A 15,418-nucleotide genomic window follows, 5' to 3' on the forward strand; every position below is an offset into this window, starting at 1 on the left:
CATATCTTTGAATAAATTTTATACAGCAGCAAAAAGGCGCCCGCAGGCGCCTTTTCCATTGTCGAGACAGCCGCCAGCTTATTTACCGTTGGCGACCCGCTCGTGCATTTCCTGCACCGAAATCACGGAGGCGGTGGCGTCGTAAGCCATGGCCATGACGGTGGCGAAAGCCCCGTTCAGGGTGGTGGTGTAGGACACCTTCTGGCTCAGGGCACCCCGGCGCAGCTGGCGGGAATCCTCGATGGCCTGGCGGCCCTCGGCGGTGTTCACGATGTAGCTGTACTCGTTGTTCTTGATGCGATCCAGAATGTGCGGACGACCTTCGTGCACCTTGTTCACCAGCCGCGGGTTGATATTGGCCTCGCCCAGCACCACGGCGGTGCCGTGGGTGGCGTCCAGCTGGTAACCGGCCTCCACCAGGCTGGCGGCCAGGTCGACCACCCGCTGCTTGTCGCTGTGGCGCACCGACAGCAGGGCCCGACCTTCCTTCGGCACCGCCTTGCCGGCGCCCAGGTGGGCCTTGCCGAAGGCCTCGGCGAAGGTCTCGCCCACGCCCATCACCTCGCCGGTGGAGCGCATTTCCGGCCCCAGCAGCGGGTCCACGCCCGGGAACTTGTTGAACGGCAGCACCACTTCCTTGACCGAGTAGTAGGGCGGGATGATTTCTTTGGTCACGCCCTGCTCGGCCAGGGACTTGCCGGCCATCACCCGGGCCGCCACCTTGGCCAGGGCCACGCCGGTCGCCTTGGACACGAAGGGCACGGTACGGGCGGCGCGCGGGTTCACCTCGATGAGATAAATGTCATTGCCCTTGACCGCGAACTGCACGTTCATCAGGCCGACCACGCCCAGTTCCAGGGCCAGCTTGCGCACCTGCTCGCGCATCTCGTCCTGGATCGCCTTGCTCAGGGTGTAGGGCGGCAGGGAGCAACCGGAGTCGCCGGAGTGCACGCCGGCCTGCTCGATGTGCTCCATGATGCCGCCGATGACCACGTCCTTGCCGTCGCAGATGGCGTCGATGTCCACCTCGGTGGCGTCATCCAGGAAGCGATCCAGCAGCACCGGCGACTCGTTGGACACGCTCACCGCCTCGTTGAAGTAGCGGCGCAGATCCTGCTCGTCGTAGACGATTTCCATGGCCCGGCCGCCCAGCACGTAGGAGGGGCGCACCACCAGCGGGTAGCCGATTTTCTCGGCCAGGGACACGGCCTGCTCCAGGGCGGTCACGGTGGCGTTCTGGGGCTGCTTGAGGCCCAGGCGCTCCACCGCCTGCTGGAACCGCTCCCGGTCCTCGGCCCGGTCGATGGCGTCCGGGCTGGTGCCGATCACCGGCACGCCGGCCGCTTCCAGGGCCCGCGCCAGTTTCAGCGGGGTCTGGCCGCCGTACTGGACGATCACGCCCTTGGGCTGCTCGACCCGCACGATTTCCAGTACGTCTTCCAAGGTCACCGGCTCGAAGTAGAGGCGGTCGGAGGTGTCGTAGTCGGTGGACACGGTTTCCGGGTTACAGTTGACCATGATGGTCTCGAACCCGTCCTCGCGCAGGGCCAGGGCCGCGTGCACACAGCAGTAGTCGAACTCGATGCCCTGGCCGATACGGTTGGGGCCGCCACCCAGGACGATGATTTTGTCCTTGTCGGTGGGGTTGGCCTCGCATTCCTCGTCGTAACTGGAGTACATGTAGGCGGTGTTGGTGGCAAACTCGGCGGCGCAGGTATCCACCCGTTTGTACACCGGGAAGATCTCATGGCGATGGCGCAGCTTGCGCACCTCGCCTTCGGCCACGCCCAGCAGCTTGCCGAGGCGCGCATCGGCAAAGCCCTTGCGCTTGAGTGCGCGCAGGAATTCGGGGGTCAGGCCGGCGAAACCGCCTTCCTTGACCTGCTCTTCCAGCTTGACCAGCTCTTCTATCTGTACCAGGAACCAGCGGTCCACGTTGGTCAGCTTGAACACGCCGTCCACGCTCATGCCGGCGCGGAAGGCATCGGCGATGTACCAGATCCGCTCGGCACCGGGTTCCTGCAGCTCGTGGCGGATGCGCGCCAGGCTCTCGGGATCGTTCAGGTCGACGATGGGGTCAAAACCGTGCATGCCGGTTTCCAGGCCGCGCAGGGCCTTCTGCACCGATTCCTGGAAGTTGCGGCCGATGGCCATCACCTCACCCACCGACTTCATCTGGGTGGTCAGGCGATCGTTGGCGCCGGCAAATTTTTCGAAGTTGAAGCGCGGCACCTTGGTGACCACGTAGTCGATGGCAGGCTCGAACGAAGCCGGGGTCAGGCCACCGGTGATGTCGTTCTGCAGCTCATCCAGGGTGTAACCGATGGCCAGCTTGGCCGCCACCTTGGCGATGGGGAAACCGGTGGCCTTGGAAGCCAGGGCGGAGGAACGGGATACCCGCGGGTTCATCTCGATGATGACCATACGCCCGGTCTTGGGATCGATGCCGAACTGGACGTTGGAGCCGCCGGTTTCCACCCCGATCTCGCGCAGCACCGCCATGGAGGCGTTGCGCATCAGCTGGTATTCCTTGTCGGTCAGGGTCTGGGCCGGCGCCACCGTGATGGAGTCACCGGTGTGCACGCCCATGGCGTCGAAGTTCTCGATGGCGCAGACGATGATGCAGTTGTCGTTGCGATCCCGCACCACTTCCATCTCGTACTCTTTCCAGCCAATGAGGGACTCGTCGATCAAGAGCTCATTGGTGGGCGACAGGTCCAGGCCGCGGGTACAGATCTCCTCGAACTCTTCCCGGTTGTAGGCGATGCCGCCGCCGGTGCCGCCCATGGTGAAGCTGGGGCGGATGATGCAGGGGAAGCCCACCTGGTCCAGCACCCCGTAGGCTTCGTCCATATTGTGGGCGATGCCGGCGCGGGGACACTCCAGGCCGATGCTCTTCATCGCCTGGTCGAAGCGATAGCGGTCTTCCGCCTTGTCGATGGCGTCGGCGGTGGCGCCGATCATCTCCACCCCGAATTCGGCCAGCACGCCGTGCTTTTCCAGCTCCAGGGCGCAGTTGAGCGCGGTCTGGCCACCCATGGTGGGCAGCACCGCGTCGGGGCGCTCCTTCTCGATGATGCGACGCACCACTTCCCAGTGGATGGGTTCGATATAGGTGGCGTCGGCCATCTCCGGATCGGTCATGATGGTGGCCGGGTTGGAGTTGACCAGGATGACGCGGTAGCCTTCTTCCCGCAGGGCCTTGCAGGCCTGGGCGCCGGAGTAGTCGAATTCACAGGCCTGACCGATCACGATGGGGCCAGCGCCCAGGATCAGAATGCTCTGTATGTCTGTACGTTTTGGCATGACTCTTCCCTACTCCTAATTACGCGCGGTACTGCTTAATCAAATCGATAAAGTGGTCGAACAGGTCGGCGGCTTCGTGCGGACCCGGGCTCGCTTCAGGGTGGCCCTGGAAGCTGAATGCCGGCCTGTCGGTGCGGTGAATCCCCTGCAGGGAGCCGTCGAACAATGACTTGTGGGTCACCCGCACATTGGCCGGCAGGCTGGCTTCGTCTACCGCGAAGCCGTGGTTCTGACTGGTGATCATCACCACGCCCTTGTCCAGATCCTTGACCGGGTGGTTGGCACCGTGGTGGCCGAACTTCATCTTCACGGTCTGGGCGCCACTGGCCAGGCCGAGCAGCTGGTGGCCCAGGCAGATGCCGAATACCGGAATGTTGGTGTCGAGGAAGGTCTTGATGGCACTGATGGCGTAATCGCAGGGCTCGGGGTCACCGGGGCCGTTGGACAGAAAGATGCCGTCCGGGTTCATGGCCAGCACCTCGGCGGCCGGGGTCTGGGCCGGTACCACCGTCAGGCGGCAGCCGCGGTCGACCAGCATACGCAGGATGTTGCGCTTGACACCGTAGTCGTAGGCCACCACGTGGTAGGGCAGCTCGCTCTCGGCCGGCTGACGGTGGCCCTGGCCCAGGGCCCAGCTGCCTTCACGCCAGGGGTAGGGCTCGCGGGTGGTCACTTCCTTGGCGAGATCCATGCCCTTGAGGCCGGGAAACGCCTTGGCTTCGGCCAGGGCACGGGCTTCGTCCAGCTCGGGGCCGGCGATGATACAGCCGGCCTGGGCACCTTTCTCGCGCAGGAGTCGGGTCAGCTTGCGGGTATCGATATCGGCAATACCCACTATGTTATGGGCCTTGAGGTAATCGGACAGAGAACGCTGGTTGCGGAAGTTGGAGGCGACGAGGGGGAGATCGCGGATGATCAATCCCTGGGCATGGACCCGATCGGACTCTTCATCTTCGGCGTTAGTGCCGGTATTGCCTATATGAGGATAAGTAAGCGTAACGATCTGGCGGGAATAGGACGGGTCGGTAAGGATTTCCTGGTATCCCGTCATCGACGTATTGAATACCACTTCACCTACGGAACAACCGTCGGCACCGATGGCTGTACCGCGGAAGACCGAGCCATCTTCCAATACGAGCAGCGCTGAGTGAGTCAAGACAACCTCCAAGTTAATTCTTATAAATCAACAATTTACCTGGCTGTCCCGAGTTACAGACAAAAAAATTTTACTGCATCTCGGCTAATACTGGGCAAATTCTGCGTATTTTATATAAAAGCGCCGTTTTCGACAAACTTTTTTGGCAGAGACGGTCAGAGCGACCTGGCCACGGTCAAACCAAGAATAAAAAGATAAAAAAATCGCTTAAAAAAGCAAAACTTACTTAATGATGACAAAAAATACGGCATTGCTTCGGTTTCTTTGTCAATGCCTTAAAGAATCACAAAATTGTAAAATTATAGCTTGTATAACAACAAGATATAAAACTTCACATCAAAACAACACACGCCAGCCAGGGCGGGGCAACCCGGACGGAACCTGCCCCTCCGGGTTGCCACACTGCATAACGCTGGACTATTTCAGGTCCAGCACATCCTGCATGTCGTACAGGCCCGGCCGCTGGCCGGCGATCCAGGCGGCGGCCCGTACCGCACCGTTGGCGAAGGTCAGGCGGTTGGATGCCTTGTGGGTGATTTCGACCCGTTCGCCGATATCCACGAACATGGCGGTGTGTTCGCCCACTATGTCACCGGCACGCACCGTGGCGAAACCGATGGTGTCGCGATCCCGCTCGCCGGTGATGCCTTCGCGACCGTACACGGCGCACTGCTTCAGATCCCGCCCCAGGGTATTGGCGATCACCTCGCCCATGCTGAGCGCGGTGCCCGAAGGGGCATCCACCTTGAAGCGGTGGTGGGCTTCCACTATCTCGATGTCGGTATAGTTCCCCATGACCCGGGCCGCCTGCTCCAGCAGCTTGAACACCAGGTTGACCCCCACGCTGTAGTTGGACGCCATCACCATGGCGGTATCGGCGGCGGCGGCGTGGATCTCGGCCTTTTGCGCCTCGTCGAAGCCGGTGGTGCCGATCACCAGCCGCTTGCCATGGGCCCTGGCCAGGGCGATATTGGCCAGGGTCGCCTCGGGGCGGGTAAAATCGATGATGACATCGACCTGGTCGAGCACCGCCGCCAGGTCGGCGCTGACCGTTACCCCCAATCGGCCCACATTGGCCAGCTCACCCGCATCCACGCCCAGCACGCTGGAACCCGCATGCTCGATGGCGGCGGTCAGGACGACGCCCTCGGTATGGGTCACGGACTCCACCAGTACCTTGCCCATGCGTCCGTTACAGCCGGCGACGGCGATGCGAACCGGATTTGTCATACTGCTCTTTCCTTAATAGTGTGCGATTAACAAGAATAGCCACGAAGTTTGCCAGATAAGTATCCGCTTGCAAATTTTCCGTTGATGAAAATCCAAGCGTAAAAAAACCGGCGGCTGCCGGTTTTTTCTGCATCAGGCGATGTCGAGCAGCTCGACTTCGAACACCAGGGTAGAGCAGGGCGGGATGGAGCCGGCGCCTTGCTCGCCGTAGGCCAGGTGATGGGGTACGTACAGCTTCCACTTGGAGCCGACCGGCATCAGCTGCAGCGCTTCGACCCAGCCCTTGATCACGCCGTTGACCGGGAACTGGGCCGGCTCGCCACGCAGCACCGAGCTGTCGAACACGGAGCCATCGGTAAAGGTGCCGTGGTAGTGCACGCGCACGGTGTCGGTGGCGGCGGGTTTGGCGCCCTCCCCCTGGGCCAGTACTTCGTACTGCAGGCCGGAGGCGGTCTGCTCCACCTCGGCACGCTCGCCGTTGGCGGCGAAGAAGGCCGCTTCATCTTCCTTGGCCTTGGCAAACTGGGCAGACTGCTGCTCCTGCATGCGCTGGGTGATCACCTGGAAGGCGCCGTTGATGTCCTCGCGGGACACCGCGAACTCCACCCCGCCGAGGGCATCGGCCAGGCCTTGCTGTACGGCGGACACATCCAGCCCTTCAAATGATTGCTGGCTCAGTTGATCACCGATTTGACGACCGATACCGTAGCTGGCCTTCTGCTCTACTGTCTCATATGACGACATGCCATTCCCTCTGTTTGGGTACAAAAAAGCCATGCTAACAAAATAAGCCGGTCAGCTAAATGGCAAGGCCGCATGCCTGGCCAATAATGCGGCACCACGCACGCCGCCGGCACCGCCGAAGACCGGCGGCCGCACCGGTGCCGGTTTGACGCCCGCCATCAGCCAGGCCGGCAGGCGGCGACCGAGTTCCTGGTAGAGCCAGGGGGATTCTCCGAGGCCGCCGCCGATCACCACGGCGTCCGGATCGAGCTGGGTCATCAGGGTCCCCAGCCCGGCGGCGAGGATGTCCAGGTACAGGGAAACACAATGCCGGGCCACCCTCTCCCCCTGCTGCCAGGCTTCAATCACCGCTTCGCCAGGCAGGGCTCGCCCACTGCAGTGGGCGTAGAGCCGGCTCAGGCCGGTGCCGGAGACGTAGGTCTCGAGACAGCCTTGCAGGCCGCAACCACAGGAAAACAGCGGCAGCTCGGGATAGCGTTTGAGCAGACCGGCCGGAATGCCACCATGGCCGAACTCGCCGCTGCCACCACGACAACTGTTGACCAAGCGTCCCCGATGGATAAGGCCCCCCCCCACCCCGGTGCCCAGGGTCAACCCCAGAGCCAGTTCGGCGCCGGCCACCGCGCCCTGGTGATATTCGGACAACAGAAAGCAGTTGGCGTCATTATCCGCGGACACCGGACATTCGAGCAGGCGCTGCAGATCCCCGACAAGATCACGACCGTGGATCACCGGCACATTGGGTGCCAGCAGGCGCCCTTCCCCGTCGAGAATACCGGGAAACCCGACACCGACACTGCCCACGCCCTGCCAGCGGCTGTCGGCCGTCGATACCAGGGAAGACAGCAGTTGCAGGAACGCCGGGTAATCCTGGTGCGGGGTAGGGTGAAGGGAGCGTTCCCGCTCGTGCAGGGCCTCATCGAAGACGGCGAATGCCACCTTGCTGCCGCCGATATCGAAACCGTAGTACATACGCTGTCCTAGCGGCGGCAGGCCGGGGCCTTGCCCTGGGCCCTGGCCTGCTGGTACAGGGCCAGGGCATCGGGCATGGCCGCATTCAGCTCCTGCGTCCGGGTACCGTGGGAGGGGTGGGTGGACAGCAGCTCCGGCGGTTGCTGTGCGGAGGACGCGGCCGACATGTTGCGCCAGAGCGCGATGGAAGCCTGGGGATCGAAACCGGCCCGAGCCATCAGCTCCAGCCCCAGCCGATCGGCCTCGCTTTCCTGCTCACGTCCATAGGGCAGCAGGTAACCCACCTGTACTCCCAGGCCCAGGGCCGCCATGGCCGGTTCGCGCAGGCCGGACTGGCCCAGCGCCATGTCGGCGGCACTCAGACCGAGGTTACTGAGTTGAGTACGCGATACCCGCTCATTGCTGTGGCGGGCCAGCACATGGGAGATTTCGTGGCCGACCACGGCCGCGACCTGATCCTGATCCCTGGCCACCTTGAGCAGGCCGCTATAAACCCCGATCTTGCCACCGGGCAAGGCGAAGGCGTTGATTTGGGGAGAGTCGAACACCACCACTTCCCATTGACGCTGTCCCAAACCGGACGGGATCTCGGCCACCAGCTGGTTGCTGATACACTGTACATAGGCGGTATCCGCCCGGCTGCTACTGACCTTTTCCTGCTCTTTGAGCTGGGCAAAGGAGGACTCCCCCAACTTGGCCATCTCGGTTTCGGAGAACAGCAGCACCTGGCTGCGTCCGGTGGGCGACTGAGTGCACCCCAGCAGGGTGCCGCAGACGATTAAAAGGGCAACGATTGAACGCACGGTGATAACCTCATCCACAGACAATGAACCATGCCTGCTCTTTTAGCACAAAGCAGGCGCGGAAGGCAGCCTGCCCATGCATGGTTATCAGAGGTCCTGTTCGGGGCTTACCTGGCCGGCGCTCTCCATGGTCTTGTCCGACAACAGCCAGAGGGTAAACTTGTGCAGTTCGGGGTGTTGTGCCAAGGCGACCAGAAAGGCGCCGCCGACTTCCCGGTAGCCCAACTCGTAGTTTTTCAAGGTGGTGGGAGGGACCTGGAGCAGCTCAGCAAACTTGGGGCGGCTGAGTCCCATCGCCTCGCGGATTTGCCGGATTTTTTTTCCGACCAAACTGGTGTCAGGATTCATAACCTTGCTACTCCTATCGACAATTCCCGATAACAACCGGTACAACGTTTATATTAGTTTAACACCGGTGAAGAGACTCGTTATGAACTGGTCAGCCTTTGGCAAAAATAATTTTAGAAAAGACTCATTTAAAACTTGACCACGTCTCAAAGTGCGTTGCCATCTGACAAAAGCTGCGACAAATTTAGCCCCTCCTTCGAGTCACTCCCTTGTGAGCCTGGCGGAAAACCGCTAATCTGGTGCCGTGCGGGTACACTGATTGGGATATTGGAGTCCGCGTGGACAGTCCCAGAACAACAAAAACACTAAAGGACTTCTCGCACTGCACCGGCTTCATTGCCGGTGGTACATTTATTTCGGCACCGCCGAGTTCTCATAAAATGAGGAAGACAAAATGAAAAAGACAGTGGCTCCTTCTCTGATCGCAATCGCCTTGGCTACGGCCGGAATTTCCGCCGGTGTACAAGCCAATGACTGGTACCTGGGTGCCGGTGCCGGCTACGCCCACTATGAAGACATCGATCGCCTCGCCCCGAACGCAGACGAGGACGCTGAAGCCGTCGCCATGTTCGGTGGTTACAACTTCAACCAGTACTTTGGTACCGAGCTCGGTTTCAATTACTTCGGTGGTGATGCCGATACCAGAGCGTTGAACCTGTCCGCTATCGGTCGCCTGCCGCTGAGCCAAAACGTCTCGGTATTCGGTGAACTCGGCGCCCTGGGTTGGGACACCTCAGCCGGTGCCGGTGATGAAGGCGTTTCCCCGCTGGCAGGCCTGGGGCTCGGCTATCGCGTATCCGATCTGGTCGATGTGCAGGCCCGTTATCGCCGTATTGAAGACATGGGCGACAACGTGAATAACGGTTTTGAAACCGACGTCAACAACGTCATGCTGGAACTGGTACTGCATCCGAACCGTGGCACTCCCGCCCCGGCTCCGGTTGCTCCGGTCGCTCCCCAGCCCCAGCCTGAAGTCACCTACGAAACCCGCACCGTGACTGCCGATGGCTCCATCTACTTTGCCTTCGACAAGTCCGATCTGTCTGCAGAGTCCCGCGCCACGCTGGACGAAGTGGCCAGTTTTGCCCAGCAGAACCCCGACTACCAGATCGAGCTGGCCGGTTATGCCGACCGTCTGGGCAGCGCCGAGTACAACCGCCGCCTGTCCGAGCGCCGTGCCATGGCCGCCAAGGACTACCTGGTCCAGCGCGGTGTGGCCGCCCAGAACATCCAGACCGCCTGGTACGGCAGTGAGCTGGCCGAAGGCGTGACCGAAGCCGAGCGTCAGCGCGACCGTCGCGTGGATGCCAAGGCCCAGGCCACCATCCAGGTAGAAATCATCGAGTAATCCCCTCGCTTGACGGGATGCGAAACGGCTCTGCGGAGCCGTTTTTTTATTTTTCGTATCCCGCTTCGACCGTGGCATACTGGACCTCTTTGACTTGCGGGTCCATTGAAATGCTTTGCCATTGCGACAGTCACCAGCCGTTCAGCCTCTGCTGCGAGCCCTTGCTGCAGGGCGCTCCGGCGCCGACCCCTCTGGCCCTGATGCGCTCCCGTTACAGCGCTTACCGACTGGGTTTGGGCGATTACCTGGTACACAGCTGGCATCCGGATACCCTGGGCAGCCTGACCGCCGACGAACTGGCCGCTACCGGCCAGAACACCGACTGGCTGGGCCTGAGCATCGTCTTTACCCGGGGCACCCCGGACGACGAGGTAGGCGAGGTGGAGTTCAAGGTGCGCTACCGGGAAGCCGGCCGGGTGCTGGTACTGCACGAGCGCTCCCGTTTCCTGCGGCACCAGGAGCGCTGGGTCTATCATTCCGGCCAGTTCAACCCGCCCAAGACCGGGGCCAACCAGCCCTGTCCCTGTGGCAGCGGCAAGAAATACAAACAGTGCTGCGCCAAGCGCTGACTCGACCGATTCCAATCAACTCAGACAGATCACCCATAATGGAACGAAAAATACTCCTTACCCATTGTCCCGACGCCAAGGGACTGATCTCCAAGATCACCAATATCTGTTACAAGCATCAGCTCAACATCATCCGTAACGATGAATTCGTGGACTACGACAACGGCCATTTTTTCATGCGCACCGAGCTGGAAGGGATCTTCAATGATCACACCCTGCTTGCCGATCTGGACGGTTCCCTGCCCCAGGGCAGCCAGCGCCGGCTGGTGCCGGCCGGCAGCAAACGGGCGGTAATACTGGTCACCAAGGAAGCCCATTGCCTGGGCGATATCCTGATGAAGCGCTATGCCGGCGCCATGAACATCGATATCGCCGCCGTGGTGGGCAACTACGACACCTTGGCCAACCTGACCGAAAAATTCGATATCCCCTATCACACCGTTTCCCACGAAGGGCTGAACCGGGCAGAGCACGAGCAGCGGCTGGCGGACATCATCGATCGCTACCAGCCGGACTATGTGGTGCTGGCCAAGTACATGCGTATCCTGAGCCCCGAATTCGTGGCCCGCTATCACCAGCGCCTCATCAATATCCACCACTCCTTCCTGCCCGCCTTCGTCGGCGCCAGCCCCTACCGGCAGGCCTATGAGCGCGGCGTGAAGATGATCGGCGCCACCGCCCACTTCGTGACCGACGATCTGGACGAGGGCCCGATCATCGAGCAGGACGTGACCCACGTGAACCACACCTTTTCCGCCCAGGACATGGCCAAGGCCGGCCGGGACGTGGAAAAGTCGGTGCTGAGCCGCGCGCTCAACCTGGTACTGGAAGAAAAGGTCTTCGTTTACGGCAACAAGACAGTGGTGTTCAAGTAACAGGCCCTTCGGGGAGCTGGAAGCTGTCAGCTGTAAGTGGTGGCGGCTGAAGGTTCTCAGCCGCACTGATTAATAAGGCGTTGTTTGCAGAGTGGGTTCCGAGTCCGTCATGCTGAACTTGATTCTGTAGCGGAATAACGAAGTATTAAATCTGCAGGTACAACGCCGTACCTGCAGACAAAACCGGGCTGCTTACAGCTTAAAGCTTACAGCTTAAAGCTGACCGCTTACGGCTGTTATTTGTGGCTCTTCTCAAAGGCCGCCTTCTGCTCGGCCGAGGCTTCCTGCTGGTATCTGGCTTTCCATTCCTCGTAGGGCATGCCGTACACCCGCTCCCTGGCCTGATCGTAGTCCATCTCCAGCCCGCGCTCCTCGGCGGCGGCCAGGTACCACTTGCTCAGGCAGTTGCGACAGAAACCGGCCAGGTTCATCAGGTCGATGTTCTGCACATCCTTGCGCTTGTCCAGGTGTGCCAGCAGGGCGCGGAAGGCGGCGGCTTCCAGCTCGGTTTGGGTTTGCTTGTCCATTCTCTTCTCCATTGGGGTCGGTTAGTGCCATTATAACGGCATCCCCCCGCAACGACACAGGCAAGTCCATGAACCGCAGCCACTTCTTCGCCCACATGGCGCGTATGAAATTGATCCAACGCTGGCCGCTGATGCGTAACGTCGAACCGGAAAACGTGGCCGAGCACAGCCTGCAGGTGGCCATGGTGGCTCACGCCCTGGCGGTGATCCGCAACACCTGCTTCAATGGCCGTCTCGACCCGGCACAAGCCGCCATGCGCGCCCTCTTCCACGACGCCAGCGAGGTGCTGACCGGTGACCTGCCCACTCCGGTGAAATATTTCAATGAAGACATCGCCCGGGCCTACAAGGACATCGAAAAGAACGCCGAAACCACCCTGCTGAAGATGCTCCCCGCCGAGTTGCAAACCGCCTACGCGCCCCTGCTCAGCAGCCCGCCGGACGACGACTACGGCCAGTTGGTCAAGGCAGCGGACATTCTCTGCGCCCTGCTCAAGTGTGAGGAGGAACTCACCGCCGGCAACCGGGAGTTCGCCCCGGCCAGGAAGCGGCTCACCACCATGCTGGATCAGCGGATGAACGAGGAGATCCGCTATTTTCTCGAGGTCTTCGTCCCCAGCTTCTCCCTGTCGCTCGACGAGATCTCGGCACCGGAGTTCTAAATAACTGATCCTAATAGTGCTACATCGACCGGGTCCCGCACGCAGACACGCCGTGAACCCGTCCCTGGGGGCTCCGCCGCGTCCTCCCTGGCGCGGAGGGTCTGCTTAGCGGAACCCGGTCGCTACCGATAGTGATCTACCATTCGGAGCAGTTATGTCGCTACCCCTTGCGCTCAATCCAGAGGGTAACCTCGCCGACCTTAAAGCCCCACTTGCTCATCTCGGCTCTGTTGATCAGCCGGTCGGCATCGAGCAGATACATCCAGTCGTTGAAGTCGAGGTGCCACAGCCTGCCGTCCACCGGCACCGCCAGGGTATAACGCCAGTTAAGGGCATAGCCCCGGGTCTGGCCCGAGGCGGGCCTGACCACGTCGGCGGCGGTGCCGCCGTAGCGGCCATCGGGCCCTTTCTCCAGGTACCAGACCCGGCGCTGGGTGCTGCCGTCATCATAGAAGAAGTCTTCTTCCAGCACGCCCTGGTTGCCCTCCCAGTGGCCGACCATGTCAACCTTGAAGCGGCGCAATACCTTGCCCGCCCTGTCCTGTACCATGCCGTAGGCGACCAGCTCGCCGTTAAAAAAGCGGTCCAGTTCGAGGGGCGGTGTGGTCTCCCCGTAATCGTCGATGGTGCTGCCGCAGGACATCAGCAACAGGCTCACGGCCACTATCAGGATTTTCATCTCAACTCCCCTTCAGTTGACGGGTCAGGGCCGGGTCCCGGCTGTCCGGCGACAGCCAGATGGCCAGAAAAGCGAGGGCGAAGTCCGGGTCCGCGATCTCTCCCAGCAGTCGCTGGTTGAAATAGAAACGACTGACGCCGTCCTGCTCCACCCGCAACACCAGTTCGTCCCGCTTGCGTACCGAAGGCCAGAGCCCGGCCAGTTGCTGTCGCCACTCCGGCTTCCAGTCCACCTCCAACCGGCGCCACTCCTCGATCGTCGCCTGCAGCAGCTCTTCCCGGCTGATGTCCCGCTGGTAGCGCAGGGCCAGGGCCTGGGGAAAGTCACCGCTCCGGTAGCGACCATCCTCACTGTACAAGCGGGCCTGATAGAGATCCCAGAACAGCCAACGCATCTTGCCCTCTCCCACCAGGGTCAGGCCCGCGACCGGGCTGGCCCAGGCGGGGCCAGCCAGAAAAAAGAGTATCCACAACCACTTTTTCATCGTCACTCCCTCCTTAAACGCTGATCCAGCCGCACCAGCAGCGGCAGCAGGACCGCCCAGATCGGCACCAGAATGGCGGAGCTGGCCCAGAGCCCCAGAGGCAGCTGTACCGCTCCCAGCTTCCAGCCGGCGAGGTAGGATGAAGCCCCGGCCAGGGCACCGGTGAGGGCCAGCAGTCCGGGGGAAAAACGCCGTAGCCAGACCAGGCTGTGTCCCAGGGTTAGTACGAATCCCATCCATAGCAATGCCAGCCACCAGGGCCAACCTGCGAACGCGAAGACGCCGGACCACACCAGCCCCGTATCCACTCCCAGCCCGAGGGCCGCCAGTACCAGCACCCGCATATCGGCACGACGACTGGGCGTGAACACAAAATGGATCGCCAGCAGCAGGGCTGTCAGCGCCAGCCAGCGGTTCTGCCCGGCCACCGCCAGCAGCCAGAAGCCCTCGAAGGCTAGCAGCTGAATCCATTGCCATCTGGACATGCCCGTGCTCCCGGTTTGGCCGCCTCGAAATGCACCAGGCCGATACTTCCCTCGCGGAAGCCGCCCTCGCAATAGGCGAAGTAGAAAGCCCAGAGACGATGGAAGTCCTGGCCGTAACCCAGCGCCTTCAGTCGTGCCTCGGCCAAGTGAAAACGCTCGGCCCAGATCTTCAGGGTCTCGGCGTAGTGCAGGCCGTAGTCGTGCAACCGAATCAGACTCATGTCGGTCTGCTCCTTCAGGTGCCGGCACATCTCGCTGACCGAGGGCAGGCAGCCCCCGGGAAAGATATAGCGCTGAATGAAATCCACCCCCTTGCGGTACTGATCGTAACGCTGATCGGAGATGGTGATGGCCTGGAGCAGCATTCGGCCATCAGGCTTGAGCAGGCGATCCAGGGTGCGGAAGTAGGCGGGCAGGTACTGATGCCCCACCGCCTCGATCATCTCCACCGACACCAGTTTGTCGTACCGCCCCCGGAGATCCCGGTAATCTTCAAGTAACAGCGTCACCCTGTCTTCCAGGCCTTCCTGCGCCACCCGGGCCCGGGCATGCTCGAACTGGGCCCGGGACAGGGTGGTGGTGGTCACCCGGCAGCCGTAACGTGTTGCGGCAAAGCAGGCCAATCCCCCCCAGCCGGTACCGATCTCCAGCAGGTGATCGGACGCCTTGAGCTCCAGCCGCTCACAGATGAGCCTGAGCTTGTGTTCCTGGCCCTGCTCCAGGCTGGCGTTGGCGTCGGGAAACACCGCCGAGGAATACTGCATCAGGGGATCCAGGAACAGCCGGTACAGGTCATTGCCCAGATCGTAGTGGGCGGCGATATTGGCCCGGCTGCCGGCCCTGGAGTTACGATTGCGCCGGTGCCGGACCTTGTGCCAGGGAATGGTCAACCAGCCCAGGCGCCGTTCCAGCCCGTCGAGCACCTGCAGATTGCGGGCGAAAAGGCGTACCAGGGCGGTAAGATCCGGGCTGTGCCAGCCCCCCTCCACCCAGGATTCCGCCGCCCCTATGCTGCCACCCGTCATCAGCCGGCGATAGAAGCGGGGATCGAGCACCAGGATACTGGCCTGCAGCTCGGCGCTCCGCTCACCGAACTCGAATCTGTCGTCGCCGTCCTGCACGGTCAGGCCGCCCCCTTTCAGGCCGGACAGCAGGGAAAATGCCAGTCGACGAGCCCAACGCTCCAGTCGACGGGGTTCTGCCATGCTCAGGGTCGTTTCCATAAGGCTT

16 protein-coding genes are annotated in these 15,418 nt (G+C 61.7%); 4 read left to right on the top strand and 12 right to left on the bottom strand.

All coding sequences use genetic code 11. From position 1 onward, the window contains the following. Window positions 1-78: 78 nt before the first annotated feature. The 7 genes from carB to ACT7DK_RS13715 form a co-directional block, all read right to left on the bottom strand. Window positions 79-3,306, bottom strand: coding sequence for a carbamoyl-phosphate synthase large subunit (gene carB / locus ACT7DK_RS13685; RefSeq protein WP_445400054.1), 3,228 nt, complete (start codon window positions 3,304-3,306; stop codon window positions 79-81). A 19-nt stretch (window positions 3,307-3,325) separates the two neighbouring features. Then, window positions 3,326-4,462 carry a glutamine-hydrolyzing carbamoyl-phosphate synthase small subunit gene (gene carA, locus ACT7DK_RS13690; RefSeq protein WP_445400056.1) on the bottom strand — a complete coding sequence of 379 codons (1,137 nt, stop codon included), beginning with the start codon at window positions 4,460-4,462 and terminating at the stop codon, window positions 3,326-3,328. Between the two features lie 417 nt (window positions 4,463-4,879). After that, window positions 4,880-5,692, bottom strand: coding sequence for a 4-hydroxy-tetrahydrodipicolinate reductase (dapB, locus tag ACT7DK_RS13695; RefSeq protein ID WP_445400058.1), 813 nt, complete (start codon window positions 5,690-5,692; stop codon window positions 4,880-4,882). A gap of 132 nt (window positions 5,693-5,824) precedes the next feature. Next, the gene (locus tag ACT7DK_RS13700; RefSeq protein WP_445400060.1) at window positions 5,825-6,436 is read right to left on the bottom strand and encodes an FKBP-type peptidyl-prolyl cis-trans isomerase; all 612 of its coding nucleotides are present in this window, start codon (window positions 6,434-6,436) and stop codon (window positions 5,825-5,827) included. Between the two features lie 51 nt (window positions 6,437-6,487). Further along, window positions 6,488-7,408, bottom strand: coding sequence for an ROK family protein (locus tag ACT7DK_RS13705; RefSeq protein ID WP_445400062.1), 921 nt, complete (start codon window positions 7,406-7,408; stop codon window positions 6,488-6,490). Between the two features lie 8 nt (window positions 7,409-7,416). After that, window positions 7,417-8,211 carry a M48 family metallopeptidase gene (locus tag ACT7DK_RS13710; RefSeq protein WP_445400064.1) on the bottom strand — a complete coding sequence of 265 codons (795 nt, stop codon included), beginning with the start codon at window positions 8,209-8,211 and terminating at the stop codon, window positions 7,417-7,419. 87 nt (window positions 8,212-8,298) lie between these two features. Next, window positions 8,299-8,559 (bottom strand): helix-turn-helix domain-containing protein, encoded by a 261-nt coding sequence (locus ACT7DK_RS13715; protein ID WP_094038036.1) that lies wholly within the window; start codon window positions 8,557-8,559, stop codon window positions 8,299-8,301. A gap of 433 nt (window positions 8,560-8,992) precedes the next feature. Between ACT7DK_RS13715 and ACT7DK_RS13720 the strand changes: the two genes are divergently transcribed. The 3 genes from ACT7DK_RS13720 to purU all read left to right on the top strand — a co-directional run bounded on the left by ACT7DK_RS13720 (window position 8,993) and on the right by purU (window position 11,351). Next, the gene (locus ACT7DK_RS13720; RefSeq protein WP_445400066.1) at window positions 8,993-9,907 is read left to right on the top strand and encodes an OmpA family protein; all 915 of its coding nucleotides are present in this window, start codon (window positions 8,993-8,995) and stop codon (window positions 9,905-9,907) included. A gap of 110 nt (window positions 9,908-10,017) precedes the next feature. Next, entirely contained in the window at window positions 10,018-10,476 is a 459-nt protein-coding gene (locus ACT7DK_RS13725) for a YchJ family protein (RefSeq protein WP_445400068.1), read from the top strand. Window positions 10,477-10,514: 38 nt separating this feature from the next. Beyond that, window positions 10,515-11,351 (top strand): formyltetrahydrofolate deformylase, encoded by an 837-nt coding sequence (purU, locus tag ACT7DK_RS13730; protein WP_445400070.1) that lies wholly within the window; start codon window positions 10,515-10,517, stop codon window positions 11,349-11,351. Window positions 11,352-11,587: 236 nt separating this feature from the next. On the opposite strand, the gene ACT7DK_RS13735 is transcribed toward purU, so the two are convergent. Beyond that, complete coding sequence (locus ACT7DK_RS13735; protein ID WP_445400072.1) at window positions 11,588-11,878, bottom strand: DUF1244 domain-containing protein; 291 nt, start codon at window positions 11,876-11,878, stop codon at window positions 11,588-11,590. A gap of 68 nt (window positions 11,879-11,946) precedes the next feature. On the opposite strand from ACT7DK_RS13735, the gene yfbR reads away from it, so the two are divergent. Continuing rightward, the gene (yfbR, locus tag ACT7DK_RS13740; protein ID WP_445400074.1) at window positions 11,947-12,540 is read left to right on the top strand and encodes a 5'-deoxynucleotidase; all 594 of its coding nucleotides are present in this window, start codon (window positions 11,947-11,949) and stop codon (window positions 12,538-12,540) included. A 160-nt stretch (window positions 12,541-12,700) separates the two neighbouring features. Here yfbR and ACT7DK_RS13745 read toward each other — a convergent pair whose 3' ends face one another. From ACT7DK_RS13745 to ACT7DK_RS13760, 4 genes are read right to left on the bottom strand one after another with little or no spacing between them, the layout of a single operon-like run. Next, window positions 12,701-13,219, bottom strand: coding sequence for a DUF3833 domain-containing protein (locus tag ACT7DK_RS13745; RefSeq protein ID WP_445400076.1), 519 nt, complete (start codon window positions 13,217-13,219; stop codon window positions 12,701-12,703). A gap of 1 nt (window position 13,220) precedes the next feature. Further along, window positions 13,221-13,703: a chalcone isomerase family protein gene (locus ACT7DK_RS13750; RefSeq protein ID WP_445400078.1), complete on the bottom strand. Its 483-nt coding sequence runs from the start codon at window positions 13,701-13,703 to the stop codon at window positions 13,221-13,223. A gap of 2 nt (window positions 13,704-13,705) precedes the next feature. Beyond that, window positions 13,706-14,188, bottom strand: coding sequence for a DUF2878 domain-containing protein (locus ACT7DK_RS13755; RefSeq protein ID WP_445400080.1), 483 nt, complete (start codon window positions 14,186-14,188; stop codon window positions 13,706-13,708). Further along, window positions 14,158-15,411 (bottom strand): class I SAM-dependent methyltransferase, encoded by a 1,254-nt coding sequence (locus tag ACT7DK_RS13760; RefSeq protein ID WP_445400082.1) that lies wholly within the window; start codon window positions 15,409-15,411, stop codon window positions 14,158-14,160. The genes ACT7DK_RS13755 and ACT7DK_RS13760 overlap by 31 nt, the downstream gene beginning before the upstream one ends. Window positions 15,412-15,418 lie beyond the last annotated feature (7 nt).

It is taken from the genome of Zobellella sp. An-6 (assembly GCF_052487945.1).

Excerpts from the sequence above, each read along its gene's own strand:
- carB (WP_445400054.1), bottom strand. The coding sequence starts at position 3,306 with ATGCCAAAACGTACAGACATACAGAGCATTCTGATCCTGGGCGCTGGC.
- dapB (WP_445400058.1), bottom strand. The coding sequence starts at position 5,692 with ATGACAAATCCGGTTCGCATCGCCGTCGCCGGCTGTAACGGACGCATG.
- ACT7DK_RS13700 (WP_445400060.1), bottom strand. The coding sequence starts at position 6,436 with ATGTCGTCATATGAGACAGTAGAGCAGAAGGCCAGCTACGGTATCGGT.
- ACT7DK_RS13705 (WP_445400062.1), bottom strand. The coding sequence starts at position 7,408 with ATGTACTACGGTTTCGATATCGGCGGCAGCAAGGTGGCATTCGCCGTC.
- ACT7DK_RS13715 (WP_094038036.1), bottom strand. The coding sequence starts at position 8,559 with ATGAATCCTGACACCAGTTTGGTCGGAAAAAAAATCCGGCAAATCCGC.
- ACT7DK_RS13725 (WP_445400068.1), top strand. The coding sequence starts at position 10,018 with ATGCTTTGCCATTGCGACAGTCACCAGCCGTTCAGCCTCTGCTGCGAG.
- purU (WP_445400070.1), top strand. The coding sequence starts at position 10,515 with ATGGAACGAAAAATACTCCTTACCCATTGTCCCGACGCCAAGGGACTG.
- ACT7DK_RS13735 (WP_445400072.1), bottom strand. The coding sequence starts at position 11,878 with ATGGACAAGCAAACCCAAACCGAGCTGGAAGCCGCCGCCTTCCGCGCC.
- yfbR (WP_445400074.1), top strand. The coding sequence starts at position 11,947 with ATGAACCGCAGCCACTTCTTCGCCCACATGGCGCGTATGAAATTGATC.
- ACT7DK_RS13745 (WP_445400076.1), bottom strand. The coding sequence starts at position 13,219 with ATGAAAATCCTGATAGTGGCCGTGAGCCTGTTGCTGATGTCCTGCGGC.
- ACT7DK_RS13750 (WP_445400078.1), bottom strand. The coding sequence starts at position 13,703 with ATGAAAAAGTGGTTGTGGATACTCTTTTTTCTGGCTGGCCCCGCCTGG.
- ACT7DK_RS13755 (WP_445400080.1), bottom strand. The coding sequence starts at position 14,188 with ATGTCCAGATGGCAATGGATTCAGCTGCTAGCCTTCGAGGGCTTCTGG.
- ACT7DK_RS13760 (WP_445400082.1), bottom strand. The coding sequence starts at position 15,411 with ATGGAAACGACCCTGAGCATGGCAGAACCCCGTCGACTGGAGCGTTGG.